This window comes from Tenacibaculum sp. TB-56 (genome assembly GCF_059716275.2).
Genome location: NZ_CM201367.1, coordinates 69,222 through 83,841 on the forward strand (window position 1 = coordinate 69,222; position 14,620 = coordinate 83,841).

14 protein-coding genes and 1 pseudogene are annotated in these 14,620 nt (G+C 31.9%); 11 read left to right on the plus strand and 4 right to left on the minus strand.

The annotated features are described in order from the left end of the window. Nucleotides 1-27: 27 nt before the first annotated feature. A complete protein-coding gene (locus AC3VI6_RS00320; RefSeq protein WP_497704746.1) occupies nucleotides 28-1,368 on the minus strand; it encodes a retropepsin-like aspartic protease in 1,341 nt (446 codons plus the stop codon). Between the two features lie 157 nt (nucleotides 1,369-1,525). On the opposite strand from AC3VI6_RS00320, the gene AC3VI6_RS00325 reads away from it, so the two are divergent. The 8 genes and pseudogenes from AC3VI6_RS00325 to lipA all read left to right on the plus strand — a co-directional run bounded on the left by AC3VI6_RS00325 (nucleotide 1,526) and on the right by lipA (nucleotide 8,124). Then, on the plus strand, nucleotides 1,526-2,716 hold the full coding sequence (locus AC3VI6_RS00325; protein ID WP_497704747.1) for a pyridoxal phosphate-dependent aminotransferase: 1,191 nt from the start codon (nucleotides 1,526-1,528) through the stop codon (nucleotides 2,714-2,716). After that, a complete protein-coding gene (gene murB / locus AC3VI6_RS00330; protein WP_497704748.1) occupies nucleotides 2,717-3,727 on the plus strand; it encodes a UDP-N-acetylmuramate dehydrogenase in 1,011 nt (336 codons plus the stop codon). Nucleotides 3,728-3,920: 193 nt separating this feature from the next. Then, a complete protein-coding gene (locus AC3VI6_RS00335) occupies nucleotides 3,921-4,124 on the plus strand; it encodes a hypothetical protein (RefSeq protein WP_028892532.1) in 204 nt (67 codons plus the stop codon). 30 nt (nucleotides 4,125-4,154) lie between these two features. After that, nucleotides 4,155-5,258, plus strand: a complete 1,104-nt coding sequence (locus tag AC3VI6_RS00340) for a glycosyltransferase (RefSeq protein WP_435255069.1) — start codon at nucleotides 4,155-4,157, stop codon at nucleotides 5,256-5,258. Continuing rightward, nucleotides 5,249-5,812, plus strand: coding sequence for an RNA polymerase sigma factor (locus AC3VI6_RS00345; RefSeq protein WP_028892534.1), 564 nt, complete (start codon nucleotides 5,249-5,251; stop codon nucleotides 5,810-5,812). The genes AC3VI6_RS00340 and AC3VI6_RS00345 overlap by 10 nt, the downstream gene beginning before the upstream one ends. 28 nt (nucleotides 5,813-5,840) lie before the next feature. Then, nucleotides 5,841-5,981 (plus strand): hypothetical protein, encoded by a 141-nt coding sequence (locus AC3VI6_RS00350; protein ID WP_408035974.1) that lies wholly within the window; start codon nucleotides 5,841-5,843, stop codon nucleotides 5,979-5,981. Nucleotides 5,982-5,996: 15 nt separating this feature from the next. Beyond that, nucleotides 5,997-7,215, plus strand: a pseudogene (locus tag AC3VI6_RS00355) (Nramp family divalent metal transporter). A gap of 39 nt (nucleotides 7,216-7,254) precedes the next feature. Then, entirely contained in the window at nucleotides 7,255-8,124 is an 870-nt protein-coding gene (gene lipA / locus AC3VI6_RS00360) for a lipoyl synthase (RefSeq protein ID WP_274634163.1), read from the plus strand. A gap of 233 nt (nucleotides 8,125-8,357) precedes the next feature. On the opposite strand, the gene AC3VI6_RS00365 is transcribed toward lipA, so the two are convergent. Further along, nucleotides 8,358-9,716, minus strand: coding sequence for a pyridoxal-phosphate dependent enzyme (locus AC3VI6_RS00365; protein ID WP_497704749.1), 1,359 nt, complete (start codon nucleotides 9,714-9,716; stop codon nucleotides 8,358-8,360). Nucleotides 9,717-9,739: 23 nt separating this feature from the next. Further along, nucleotides 9,740-10,975 carry an ABC transporter permease gene (locus tag AC3VI6_RS00370; protein WP_497704750.1) on the minus strand — a complete coding sequence of 412 codons (1,236 nt, stop codon included), beginning with the start codon at nucleotides 10,973-10,975 and terminating at the stop codon, nucleotides 9,740-9,742. A gap of 136 nt (nucleotides 10,976-11,111) precedes the next feature. On the opposite strand from AC3VI6_RS00370, the gene AC3VI6_RS00375 reads away from it, so the two are divergent. From AC3VI6_RS00375 to AC3VI6_RS00385, 3 genes are read left to right on the plus strand one after another with little or no spacing between them, the layout of a single operon-like run. Next, nucleotides 11,112-12,368, plus strand: coding sequence for an exo-beta-N-acetylmuramidase NamZ family protein (locus tag AC3VI6_RS00375; protein WP_497704751.1), 1,257 nt, complete (start codon nucleotides 11,112-11,114; stop codon nucleotides 12,366-12,368). A 36-nt stretch (nucleotides 12,369-12,404) separates the two neighbouring features. Then, nucleotides 12,405-12,893, plus strand: coding sequence for a hypothetical protein (locus AC3VI6_RS00380; protein WP_497704752.1), 489 nt, complete (start codon nucleotides 12,405-12,407; stop codon nucleotides 12,891-12,893). A gap of 60 nt (nucleotides 12,894-12,953) precedes the next feature. Further along, a complete protein-coding gene (locus AC3VI6_RS00385) occupies nucleotides 12,954-13,442 on the plus strand; it encodes a hypothetical protein (RefSeq protein ID WP_497704753.1) in 489 nt (162 codons plus the stop codon). A gap of 173 nt (nucleotides 13,443-13,615) precedes the next feature. Here AC3VI6_RS00385 and capA read toward each other — a convergent pair whose 3' ends face one another. Beyond that, the gene (gene capA / locus AC3VI6_RS00390; RefSeq protein ID WP_497704754.1) at nucleotides 13,616-14,611 is read right to left on the minus strand and encodes a cysteate synthase; all 996 of its coding nucleotides are present in this window, start codon (nucleotides 14,609-14,611) and stop codon (nucleotides 13,616-13,618) included. Nucleotides 14,612-14,620 lie beyond the last annotated feature (9 nt).

The window sequence follows — 14,620 nt, forward strand, 5'->3', positions numbered from 1 at the left end:
ACTTTAACAAGTTGAGATTTTTATATTTTATATACGCTGTTCTAATTTAAATTCAAACTTTAGCTTCACTCCTGCTCTTTCAACTTCTATTCTAATTTTTCTCCCAGGTTTGGTATGAAACATTTCAATAATTCCATTTAGTTGATATTCGTGTGCTGCTTTACCGTTAATCTTTTTTATAACATCGTCTACTTTAAGTCCTGCTTTGTCTGCAGGAGAATTTTCTACAATTTTATCTATTTTATACTTTGGCTTAAACTGATAAAAATAGCTACTAACAAACGATATTACATTGTTTTTCTGAGTTTGATTGGTTGGATTATAACTATCCGTAAATTTAACAGGTTTTTGTTCTTTTATTAATTCTTGTCCGTCATAAGCAATATGCAAACCACTCATATTATAGTAAAAACCTGCTTTTAAAGAAGCATTTTTCTTTAAAATAATTCTCTCGTTAGGGTAATCAATCCAAACTTTAAATCGTTTTAAAATAGCACCTCCAATACTTCCGTTTCGTTCTTTAAATTGCCGAGCGTTAAATGTTGAAGAGGAATCTAAAAAAGACGCTGTCGGCTCTTCAATTTCAAATTTACCTATTGTTATTTTTTGTATTCTACTTCTATTTCCATAAATCGTTCCGCTAAAACCTTCACCAATAATATCTTTAAAAAATTTTTCAGGAGTTTGTAACTCTTCTTTCGTTCCTTCAAACAACCAAATTGCATCGCTTCCACCTGTATCAATCAACAACTTTACAGGTATCATCGTGCTTGAATTAGAATTTAACTGCACATGAGTATCTATATAAGGTTTGTTTCGGTAAAATTGTAAAGGGAAACTTTCACAACTTCTACAAATTGACTTTTTGTAAGTTTTCGGGTTGTAAAAATCAATTCTTTTATTGTTATAATTTATTTTTACAATAACATCTTTCAATAAATCATAACCTATTATACCATGAATTGTAGTTCCCATTTTGGCAGAAATATCAAAAGCATCTTTTAAAATAACGTATAATTCTTCATTTGAACTTTTAATATTTTTAATTCTGAACGTATTATTTTTAGACCTTAAAGCTTCTACAGGTTCACCAACACCTAAACCACGAATAAATACTCTTTCTATTTCATTTAACCCAACACTGTCTTTTGACGTGAGATTGAATAAAATTGTTTTTCTCACCCCTGTGTCTAAAATAAACGACAATTGATGTCCGTTAATTTCTAAGGGAATAACAATAAGGTTGTTTATTAATTGAAAATTAACCGATTGTTTATCTGTATTACTTCCAAAAAATTTAAAATTTTGCTGTGCAAAAATAGACACACTAAAAAATAGTGCTAACGTATGTAGTAGTAGTTTAGTCAAGAGAACTTGTTTTAAGGTTCTGTACTTAAAGATACAATCTTCTACTCATTTTTTTTGGTTTTTATGATTTTTTTAACCCACTTTTTCCTTAAGAACACTCTTATTTTATCAAATATATTTCGCAAATTTGCCACTCAAACGACTAATTTAATTAAAAATGCCATCAATTTCTAGTAAAGGAAATGCAATGCCTCAATCACCAATACGTAAATTGGTTCCTTTTGCAGAGGCTGCTAAAAAGAACGGAACAAAAGTTTATCACTTAAACATTGGGCAACCAGACATCAAAACTCCACAAGTTGCTTTAGATGCGGTAAAAAACAATACAATTGAAGTATTATCGTACGCTAGATCTGAAGGTTCAGAAGAATACAGAACAAAATTAGCTAATTACTATGCTAACAATGATATTCATGTAGCAGCTAATAACATTATTGCGACTACAGGTGGTTCAGAAGCTTTATTATTTACCATTGGTAGTATTACAGATCCAGGAGATGAAATCATTATTCCTGAGCCTTTTTATGCTAATTATAATGGATTCTCTACTGCTTCAGGTGTAAAAGTTGTTCCTGTAATTTCTAAAATTGAAGATAACTTTGCGTTACCTGCAATTGAAGATTTTGAGAAATTAATTACTCCTAAAACCAAAGCAATCTTAATCTGTAACCCAGGTAATCCTACAGGTTATTTATACAGTCAAGAAGAAATTGAAAAATTAAAACAAATTGTATTAAAACACGATTTATTTTTAATTGCTGATGAAGTGTACCGTGAGTTTACTTATGACGGAGAAAAACACAATTCGGTAATGTCTTTAGAAGGATTAGAGCAAAACGCTATTATGATCGATTCTGTTTCGAAGCGTTATAGTATGTGTGGTGCTAGAATTGGTTGTATCGTTTCTAAAAACGAAGAATTCATTAATACTGCTCTTAAATTTGCGCAAGCACGTTTAAGTCCACCAACGTATGCTTTAATTGCTAGTGAAGCTGCTTTAGAAACTCCTCAAAGTTATTTTGATGAAGTAATTGAAGAATACGAAGATCGTAGAAATACCTTAATTACAGAATTACAAAAAATAGACGGAGTAAAAGTTGCGAATCCTAAAGGAGCATTTTACTGTGTTGCTGAATTACCAGTAAAAGATAGCGACGATTTTGCTCAGTGGATTTTAGAAAGCTTCAACGATAACAACGAAACGGTAATGGTTGCTCCTGCAAGTGGATTCTATTCTACCGAAGGTGAAGGAAAAAACCAGGTGCGTATTGCCTATGTGTTAAACAAAGCCGATTTAAAACGTTCGGTTGAAATATTAAAAATTGCTTTAGAAAAATACAATAGCTAATTGAATATTCAAGAAAACATACCTTTAAAAGAGTACAACACGTTTGGTATTAATGTTAATGCCAAACGTTTTGTTTCTGTCACCTCTGTATATCAGCTACAACAACTTTTAAAAGAAGAAAAAGACATTTTTTTAATTTCTGGTGGTAGTAACATGTTACTTACCAAAGATATTGACACCTTAGTTGTACATATTGATATCAAAGGAATTTCTATCGATAGAGAAAATCATAACAACATTCACCTAACCGTAAATGCTGGCGAAAACTGGCATGAGTTTGTCTTATGGTGTGTTTCTCAAGGTTATGGCGGTTTAGAAAACTTATCATTAATTCCTGGTAATGTAGGAACTTGCCCTATTCAAAATATTGGGGCTTACGGTGTTGAAGTAAAAGATACCATATCAAAAGTTGAAGCTATTGAAATTGAAACAGGAAAACTAGTTTCTTTTTCTGCGGAAGAGTGCCAGTTTGGATACCGTAATTCTATCTTTAAAAACGAAGCGAAAGGAAAGTATGTATTGACTTCTGTTAGTTTTCAACTGACAAAAAACAACCACAAACTCAATACTTCTTACGGAGCAATCGAAGCTGAATTAGCTTCAAAAGATATTACAAATCCAACTATTAAAGATATTTCTGACGCTGTTATTGCTATTCGTCAATCAAAATTACCAGATCCGAAGGAAATTGGTAATAGCGGTAGTTTCTTTAAAAATCCTATAATTTCAAAAGAACATTTTGAAAAACTTAAAACAGCATTTCCAAATATTCCTAGTTATGTAGTTTCTGATACTGAAATTAAGGTTCCTGCGGGTTGGCTAATTGAACAAAGCGGATTTAAAGGAAAACGTTTTGGTGACTATGGTGTTCACGAAAAACAGGCTTTGGTATTGGTTAATTATGGTGGAGCAACAGGAAAAGAGATTTACGAGTTAGCACAAAACATTCAAAATACCATTAAAGACAAATTTGATATTAACCTTGAAATAGAAGTGAATATTATTCAATAAGGAAATATTAGAAATACTCCTCCTCTGTTTTAATTTCACTTGTATAAATCTCTTTTAAATTCATACAGGAGAAACAGGAAGTTCGTATCTTTGCAATACAAAACAATACATCATGAAACCTGTAGGTTTAAAATAAGTATTTTAAACATATAAGGTTACATCTGACCATTGAGAAACAATTAAAAACGAACAGATGAAATTAATTTTTGTTACCATAGGATTATTAGCGTTAGCATTTGCTGGAATTGCCATTAAAATTTGGGCAAAAAAAGACGGAGAGTTTGCTGGTACTTGTGCTAGTCAAAATCCAATGTTAAACGAAAGTGGTGAAGCTTGCGGATTTTGTGGTAAAACCCCAGACCAGTTCGATACTTGTAGCGAGCCTCAACACAACTAACAGTCTTACTCAACTAACCTTTTTATTTTTATGGTATTTACTATACTGTTCTACACTTTTGTGGTAGCTACGGCTATACAAGTAGTGTATTATTTGTTCTTCTGTTCTTTTGCTTTTGAGAAAAGTGAAGAAAAAAACAAAGATGTAAATATCCCTATTTCAGTAATTGTATATACAAAAAACAATGGTGATGTTTTAACTGAATACATTCAACATTTGGTTAAACAGAAATACCACAATTTTGAAATTGTTCTTGTTAACAACGCTTCTACAGATAATACCTTAGATATCTTAGAAAAACTACAAAAAAAGCACGCTAACTTAAAAATTGTAGATGTAAAAAATACGGAGGCTTTTTGGGGAAACAAAAAGTATGCACTTACTCTTGGTGTGAAAGCTGCTACACACGAACACCTATTGTTTACCGAAATAAGTAGTAAAATTTTATCTGAAGACTGGATTAGTGAAATGTCGAGTAATTTTTCACAAGAAAAATCAATAGTTATTGGGCATCAAAAGTTAAAACGTAAAAAGAATTCGTTCAGTAATCTATTTATACGATTTCATCATTTATTAAACAGCATTCAAGCTTTTACTTTTACCAAATTTGGAAATCCGTACAAAGCTACAAACCATAATCTAGCTTACACAAAAAGTGAGTTTTTTAGAGTTAACGGATACATCAATCACGTAAATCTTTTTATTGGTGAAGCCGATTTATTCATAAAAGATGCTGCTACCAAAACCAATACAACCTACACTACTAATGTAAACAGTTTTGTTAGCGCTAGAAAAAAAATAACTTTTAAAGAATGGATTTCTCTTCAGAAAAAAGAAACCATCCTAAATTCATTATACAAAACCAAACATCAATTTTTACTCCGTTTATTCAAAATTTCTAAAGTAGTATTCTACATTTTAGCTATTTACATCGCGGTAATTAATTGGGTAATTGCCTTGCCAGTTGTAATAGGATATTTCATTTTACAATATGTAGCTTTAGGAAAAGCGGCTTCAAAACTTCAAGAAAAAAACGTAATTCTATTACTGCCTTTCTTAGATATTTGTTTCGTATTAGTACAAATTAGTATATTTATATCAAATCAAATTTCGAAACCAAAACATTGGAAATAAATCAAGAGAAAGTACTTCACAATATTCAGCAAGCAAAAAAAGGAAATCAAATAGCTTTTAATTATTTGTTAGACACTTTTTGGGGAAACGTATACGCTTTTCAATTAAAACAAACTCAGAATGATAATGATGCTGAAGATATTACCATTCAAACTTTTTCTAAAGCTTTTGATAGAATTGAAACTTTTGATGAAGATTATCAATTTAAAACTTGGCTGATTACCATTTCCAAAAATGTATATATCGATTTTCTTCGGAAAAAAAAGTCTTCTATTTACACACAAACTACCGAAGAACAAGAAAAAGAGGTGTATGCTGTTGTTGATGACGCGCCCTCACCAGAAGATAAAATTATTACGGAACAAAACTTAGCCAAGCTTCTAAAAGATATCAAAAAACTGAAGCCAAAATATCAAGAAGTTATCAATCTTCGTTATTTTCAGGAATTGAGTTATAAAGAAATTTCTGAGCAAATTAACGAACCTATTAACAATGTTAAAGTTAAATTATTGCGTGCAAAAAAATTATTAGCTGAAATAATAAAGAAATCATAAATTGCAAGAACATTAAAATCAAAAACTTATGATTTTACAGTTTCATGCAAACGCAAAAAACGTATACAAAAAAGAATTATATAAAGAGCTTCGATTAAAAAGAGGAAGAAAAGAGCATGTAAGCGCTATTTTAAAAAAACTAAGAAATAGTGATTATCTAAACTTTTAAACCTTCTCTTTTCTTATGAAAAAATCCCTCTTAAGTTTATTAGGCCCTGGATTATTATTTGCTGGAGCTGCCATTGGTGTTTCGCACTTAGTACAATCTACCAGAGCTGGTGCCGATTTTGGCTTTGGTTTACTTTGGGCACTTCTCCTAGTTCATATTTTTAAATATCCTTTTTTTCAATTGGCCACGCTATGCCGCTGCAACCGGAGAAACGCTGTTAGATGGTTACAAAAAACTAGGCAAAGGCGTTTTAATAAGTTACTATATTTTAAATTTTGCTACCATGTTTACCATTCAAGCTGCAGTAACGATTGTTACTGCTAGTTTGGCTGCTAATCTCTTTGATTTTTCACACGATTTGGTTGCATGGTCATTAGCTATTATGCTAGTTAGTATTCTTTTTTTAGGAGTTGGTAAGTATACTTTTTTAGACAATTTAATGAAGTATATCATAGCCATTTTAACTGTAAGCACCATTGTTGCTGTAACTATAGCCTTATTTAAAACTGAAAAAGGATTCAGCTTTCAACAAATTATTCCTAGCGGAACAGCACAAGTAACTTTTTTAATTGCCTTTTTAGGGTGGATGCCTGCTCCGTTAGATATTTCAATTTGGCATTCATTATGGTCGGTTGAAAAAGATAAAATTACTTTTGAAAAGATTAAACCTAAACAAGCTATTTTTGATTTTAATATAGGATATATAGGAGCCTTATTTTTAGGGGTTTGTTTTGTGATGTTAGGCGCTTTAGTAATGTATCAATCAGGAGAGTCTTTCTCTAGCAAAGGAGCTACTTTTGCTTCACTACTTATTAATTTATACACTGAAAACCTTGGTGAATTCTCAGGAATATTTATAGCTGCTGCTGCATTTACAACTATGCTTAGCACCACTATTACCACCTTAGATGCTTCACCAAGAGCGATGGAAAAATCGTCTTCATTACTTTTTTCAAAAAGAATAAAACTAAACTACTGGTTTTGGATCATACTTTTAACAATTGGCACGTATATAATCCTTCGCTATTTTTTAAGTGATATGGTTTTTCTTGTAAGAATCGCCACTGTTTTATCGTTTTTAACAGCACCTTTTTACGCAATTTTAAACTACATTTTAATAACAGGAAAGCATACACCTGAAAAGCACCGACCAGAAATAGGCTTGCGTATTTTAAGCTTAGTTGGCATTGCTTTTCTTATTGGGTTTAGTATTTGGTTTTTGCTTAGTTTATAAATCTTTTCTTTGTAAATTTGCAGTTCAATTTTTTATGGAATGGCAAACGAATCTATAGTAGCACCAGAAAGAACAAAAAAACCAAAATGGTTACGTGTAAAATTACCTGTTGGTAAAAAATATACCGAACTAAGAGGTTTAGTTGATAAATATAAACTGAATACAATTTGTACCAGTGGAAGCTGCCCTAACATGGGTGAATGCTGGGGAGAAGGTACTGCTACCTTTATGATTTTAGGAAATACTTGTACGCGTTCTTGTGGATTTTGTGGTGTAAAAACAGGAAGACCAGATACTGTTGAATGGGATGAACCAGAAAAAGTTGCGCGCTCTATCAAGTTAATGGATATTAAGCATGCTGTAATTACTTCTGTTGATCGTGATGATTTGAAAGATGGAGGTTCTATTATTTGGGCTGAGACTGTACAGGCAATCCGTAGAGCAAACCCAAATACTACTTTAGAAACTTTGATTCCTGACTTTCAAGGAAATGAAAAATTAATAGACCGTATTATTGAAGTAGCTCCTGAAGTAGTTTCTCACAACATGGAAACGGTACGTCGTTTAACACGTGAAGTTCGTATTCAAGCAAAATACGACCGTAGTTTAGGTGTTTTAAAATACTTAAAAGATAACGGTATGCGTACTAAATCTGGAATTATGCTTGGTTTAGGAGAAACTGAAGAAGAAGTAATTCAAACTATGAAAGATTTACGTGGTGTTGGGCTAGATGTTATTACTATCGGTCAATATTTACAACCTAGTAAAAAACACTTACCTGTTAAGGAATTCATAACACCAGAACAATTTAAGAAATACGAAACTTTAGGTTTAGAAATGGGCTTTATGTACGTAGAAAGCGGGGCTCTAGTACGTTCTTCGTACAAAGCACACAAGCACGCAAGCTAATTTTTACTTTAAATAATCCTTAACTTTTTAACGTTTCAATGTTAAAAAAATGTCAAATATTTAAAAAACGCACTACCGTGCGTTTTTTCTTTTTAATTTTGGCACAGATATTGGAAACAATATTTATGTAAACAAGTAACATTGTTTTCATTGTGTAAATTATTTGAATTAGTTGATTAACAAAAAAGCCCACTTAATTGAGTGGGCTTTTTGATTTTATAATACTTTACAACTTATATTGCTCTGATAATGTCGTATTTAGTGACAATGTGATACTTCCCATTTTCTAAATCAACCAATACAGCTTGACTATCTTTGTCTATTAATTTAGACACATCTTCTATTGAAGCCGATTTTTTAACTATAGGATATGCTTTCCCCATAACCTCTTTAATAGGCTTGTCGGCTACATTTTTATCTTCTAAATAACTATGTAACAAAGCAGATTCATCAACAGAACCTACAAATCCGCTTGCATCTCTTACAGGAATTTGAGATATTTTAAAACTACGCATTCTCTCAATTGCGTGTGCAACCAATTCTTCTGTTTGAACAGTTACTAACGGTTTCTCAATATGATCTTTAATTAAATCTTCTGCAGTCGTGATTTCTTCTTCTAAGAAACCTCTATCACGCATCCAATCGTCATTAAACATCTTACCAACATAACGACTTCCATGATCGTGAAACAACACAACTACTACATCATCTGGTTTAAACTCGTCTTTTAACTGTAACAATCCTTTTATGGCTGAACCTGCTGAATTTCCAACAAAAATACCTTCTTCTTTCGCTATCTTACGTGTATAAACAGCCGCATCTTTGTCGGTTACTTTTGTAAACCCATCAATTAAAGAAAAATCAACGTTCTTAGGTAAAATATCTTCTCCAATTCCTTCAGTAATGTAAGGATAGATTTCATTTTCATCAAAAATACCTGTTTCGTGATATTTTTTGAATACTGATCCGTATGTATCTACTCCCCAGATTTTAATATTTGGATTCTTTTCTTTTAAAAACTTAGCAGTACCTGAAACTGTTCCTCCTGTTCCTACTCCAACAACAAAATGTGTGATTTTACCATCAGTTTGCTCCCAAATTTCTGGTCCTGTTTGCTCGTAATGCGCTTGCGCATTCGATGGATTGTCATATTGATTTACGTACCAAGAATTAGGAGTTTCTTCTCCTAAACGCTTAGAAACCGAATAGTATGAACGAGGATCATCTGGTTCTACATTCGTAGGACAAACAACTACCTCTGCTCCTACTGCACGTAGAATATCCATTTTCTCTTTAGATTGCTTATCTGAGATTACAAAAATACATTTGTACCCTTTTACAATAGCTGCTAATGCTAATCCCATCCCTGTATTTCCTGAAGTACCTTCAATAATAGTACCTCCTGGCTTTAAACGACCATCTGCTTCGGCATCTTCAATCATTTTTAATGCCATACGGTCTTTTACAGAGTTTCCTGGATTAAACGTTTCTACTTTAGCTAACACCAAAGCATCAACTTCTTTTGTTACAGAGTTTAATTGAACTAAAGGTGTGTTACCAATAGTTTCTAATATATTTTTTGCGTACTTCATAATCTTGTAATTGTTATGCAAAACTAAGCAAATCGAATGGATTTTGAAGGGCGGATTTTGGTTATGATATACGAAGGTACAATCAACATTAAAAAGCATAATGCTAGCGTACCTATATTTAACAATAAAATTGCTAAGAAATTAATATCTACAGGCATTGTTGATACATAATAAGTTTCAGGATCTAGACTTATTAGCTTCGTATATTTCTGAATTAAAAGAAGACTCAATCCGATAAGATTTCCCCAGAACAATCCTTTTAAAATTAAATACGAAGCATTGTATAAAAATATTTTTCTTATACTCCAATTTACACTTCCTAAGGCTTTTAAAATCCCAACCATTTGTACACGTTCTAAGATAAGAACCAACAAGGCTGTTACCATGTTTATTCCTGCAACTAACACCATAATTCCGATAATAAACCATACGTTGTTATCTAATAACTTTAACCATTCAAAAATTGCAGGATAATGATCAACAATAGTAATACTGTTTAAGGTTGCTCCTATACTTGAATATACTTCGTCTCCTTTTTGTCTTAACTCATCATAATCATCAATCAGCACCTCAAAACCTCCTACTTGATTTTCCTCCCAACGAATAATCTGTTGCACTTCTCTTAAATCACCCAACACCATGATTTTATCAAACTGCTCAAAACCTGTATTGTAAATTCCAACAATTACGGGTTTTCTTCTTTTGAATTTTACTTGGCTATTTTCCGCACCAAACCATGTTTGAATCGTGTCGTTTAGTTTAAAGTTTAATCGATTAGCGATTGATTCTGAAATTAAAATTTCTCTATTTCTTTCTTGATTGAAGTTAGGCAAGCGACCTTCAACCAAACATTCTTTGAAAAAAGTAAAATCATAATCGGCTGAAACTCCTTTCAATATTATTCCTTCAAAATCGGATGGAGTTCTTATGATTCCTCCCACATTGGCAAAAGGTTGCACTTTTTTTATTCCATCAATATTTTTAAACTCTGGATAAAACTCTTGATTAATATCAATCGGAACAGTAGAAACATCCGAATTGTTATTATCATAATTTACAATTTGAATATGACCTTTAAATCCGGTCATTTTATCGCGTACCTTATTCTGAAAACCTGAGGTTATTGATACCGCAATCAGCATAATTGCCACTCCTAGTGCTATAGCAATGGTTGCAATGGTAATGATAGGTGATGAAATACTGCTTTTATACTGTTTTCCAGCAATGATTCGTTTTGCTATAAATAGTTCGAAATTCAAATGTTTTCTTTTTTACAAAACCAAAAGTAACTAATTCTTACGGAAAGAAAGAGAAGAATACCTAGGTTTTAATTCTTTAACTTTTATTATTCTTAAAAAACAGAAATCTGTACCTTTATCTTTTAATTTTTTATAGATGAAGTTTTCTTTTAATTCCGTTTTTTTCCTTTTTTTAGTATTCAGTTTTCAACTTACTTCTTGTGCGCAACCGCAAAAAAAATCACCCATTAAAGAAGTCGCAAAACAAGAAGAACCAAAAACTATTAAAACGGGTGCTGACAGAACCACAGCCTACCTTCCTCTTTTAAAAAATAAAAATATTGCCATTGTAGCCAATCAAACCTCGGTTTTACAAGTGTTACAAAGAGCAGAAGTTGCTCCAAATATCATGGGGTCTAAAATGGTACAACATCACTTAGTAGATTATTTACATAATTACGAAGGAATTAACGTGCAAAAAGTATTTGCTCCTGAGCACGGTTTTAGAGGAAAAGCTGATGCTGGTGAAGCCATAGCTGATGGAAAAGATATAAAAACAGGAATTCCGATTATTTCTTTATACGGAAAAAACAAAAAACCTTCACTCGAACAATTAAACGGAATTGATGTTGTTGTTTTTGATATTCAAGATGTGGGTGCTCGTTTTTATACCTATATTTCTACCTTACATTATGTGATGGAAGCTTGTGCCGAGGCAAATATTCCTGTGATTTTATTGGATAGACCAAATCCGAACGGACATTATATTGACGGACCTATGTTAGAGCCTGAACATACAAGTTTTGTGGGGATGCACCCTGTTCCTGTAGTTTACGGAATGACAATTGGTGAATACGGACAAATGATTAACGGCGAAAAATGGTTAGCTAATGGAGTGAAATGTGATTTAACAGTGATTACTTTAGAAAATTACACACATCAATCACAGTATAGTTTACCGATAAAACCATCGCCTAATTTACCGAACGATGTTTCAATAAACTTATACCCTAGTTTATGTTTTTTTGAAGGAACCAATGTATCTGCTGGAAGAGGAACTGAAAAACAATTTCAAATTTACGGTTCGCCATATTTAGAAAAAACTGGTTTTAGTTTTACTCCGCAATCGAATGAGGGAGCCAAACACCCAAAATATAAAGGAGAAGTGTGTTTTGGAGAAGATTTAAGCACTCACAACCGTTTAGCTAACTTAGACCTTAGCTGGTTGAAAAAAGCGTGCGAGCAGTCTCCTAAAAAAGACTTTTTTAATACTTTTTTTACCAAACTAGCAGGTACTACCAAACTACAAGAACAAATTGAACAAGGGCTTTCTGAAGAAGAAATTAAAGCAAGTTGGCAACAAGGTTTAAATGACTTTAAAAAAGTACGTGAGCAGTATTTGTTGTATGAATAGTTCTATTTAATTCTTCAACTTTATAGCCTATCTAAAATGACTTACCCATTTATTCCTAAATCAAATAAAAAAATAACTCCAGGAGACTATTGGATTACAAAACTATCGAATGAATCTTTTGCTGTTGGAATTGTAATTGATATACCTCCTGCTGATTTAAAATTAACAAAAGAAATTATCATTGGCCTTTTAGACTGGAATGAAAATTCAACACCTAAAATTGAAGATTTGAGGAATTTAAAAATTTTAGATCAGGGACATGCACATATCAAAACAATAACAGAAAATTCAAATGGGATTTTAGGAAACCTTAATTTAGAAAAGGTAAATATTGAGCCTAAAATTTTGATTGACTCTTATGGTGCTAATAATACAGAATGGAATTTAATGAAAGGTTATAAAATAATCAAGTCTTTTAAGGAATCTGATACAGAGAAATATAAAATGGCTAGTTTTTGGGGCTACGATTATTTAAATCAAATAGCCGAAAATATCTTTGTACAGAAAAATAAAGACTGGCTATAATCTATTAAAACGTAATCTTATTCTTATATTATGCTTTGTGTAAAATACAATTTATAAGCCATGAGTTTTGAGTTTATCCTAAATACTGATGAAAATATCGAATTAGAGGTTCTACCTAAAAAAGGAATGATGTTACACTCAAATGATCTTTTTAAAATTATTTTTGGATTATTATTTCTGATAATATCATTTGGAATTGGATTTACTAAACATATAGGTTTTCTGATTTTAGGAGCCATAGGTTTAGGTTATATGGTAAAAGCTATTTATACCAGATATAACAATACTAATGGAGTCAAATACTTAATAAGTAATAAAAGAATTATGTTTCTAAAAAATGGGAATCTTATAAAACAGAAGAACTTTAAAGATATTAAAGAAGTTATATATGAAAATAATGGAAATGATACTGGATATATTATATTAGGAAAAATAGGACCATTACTTGCTGGAAGAGGAATTAGTTTTAGCGAGGATAGATATGTTCTAGATAATTTGACTAATTACAAAGAAGTATCTGACTTATTAAAAAAGTTAATTGAAAAATAAAACACAACAACTATACCTCTTTCCTTTATTATTTAATTAAATTAGTAATTCTCACGTCTATCAATCTATAATTTCTCCTCACACATCGATTGTCTATAGTTAATTCCCCAGTTTGCTAAATTGTCAATTAAAGGAAACCCTTCCTAAGGACTACTAGAGTAAATAAGTGCCTTCTATAAAAACCCCTGCTCTTTCATCCAGTTATTCGAATAAATTTTATTCATATAACGAGAACCATGATCTGGTAAAATTACTACCACTACACTATTTTCATCAAAAAAACCGTTATCTGCGTATTGTTGTGTAGCTTGTAAGGCTGCTCCTGAAGTATATCCAGCAAAAATTCCTTCAGCTTTTACTAATTCTCTCGCTTTTAAAGCTGCTTCTTTGTCTGATACTTTTTCGTATACATCTATTACATCAAAATCTGTAGAGGTAGGAATTAAGTTCTTACCTAATCCTTCAATTTTATAAGGGCTGATTTCATTGGCGTCAAACTCACCAGTTTCGTGGTATTTTTTAATCACAGACCCCATAGCATCAACTCCTAAAATTTGAATATCAGGATTCTGTTCTTTTAAATAGCGTGCTGTTCCAGAAATCGTACCTCCTGTTCCACTAGCAGCCACTACATGTGTTACTTTTCCTTCGGTTTGTTCCCAAATTTCTGGTCCCGTACTCTTATAATGTGCTTCAATATTTAATTCGTTAAAATACTGATTGATATAAATAGACCCTGGATTTTCTCTATGCAATCTTTTAGCTACTTCGTAATACGAACGAGGATCGTCAGGAGTAACATTTGCAGGACAAACATGTACTTCTGCTCCCATAGACTTTAACATGTCTATTTTGTCTTGAGAAGATTTATCACTTACTGCTAAAATACAGCGATATCCTTTTACAATACTAATCATCGCTAAGGAAAAACCTGTATTTCCAGAAGTCGTTTCAACAATAATATCTCCTTCTTTTACAATTCCTTTTTCTTCAGCTGTTTCTATGATATACAATGCAATTCGATCTTTAGCAGAGTGTCCTGGATTAAAAGCTTCAACTTTTGCATAGTACGTACCTGGTAAATCTTGGGTAATTCGATGCAGTTGAATCATGGGGGTTTGACCTACTAAATCTATTATTGAATTGGTAATACCTTGATGTCTTTTCATTATGTTTTA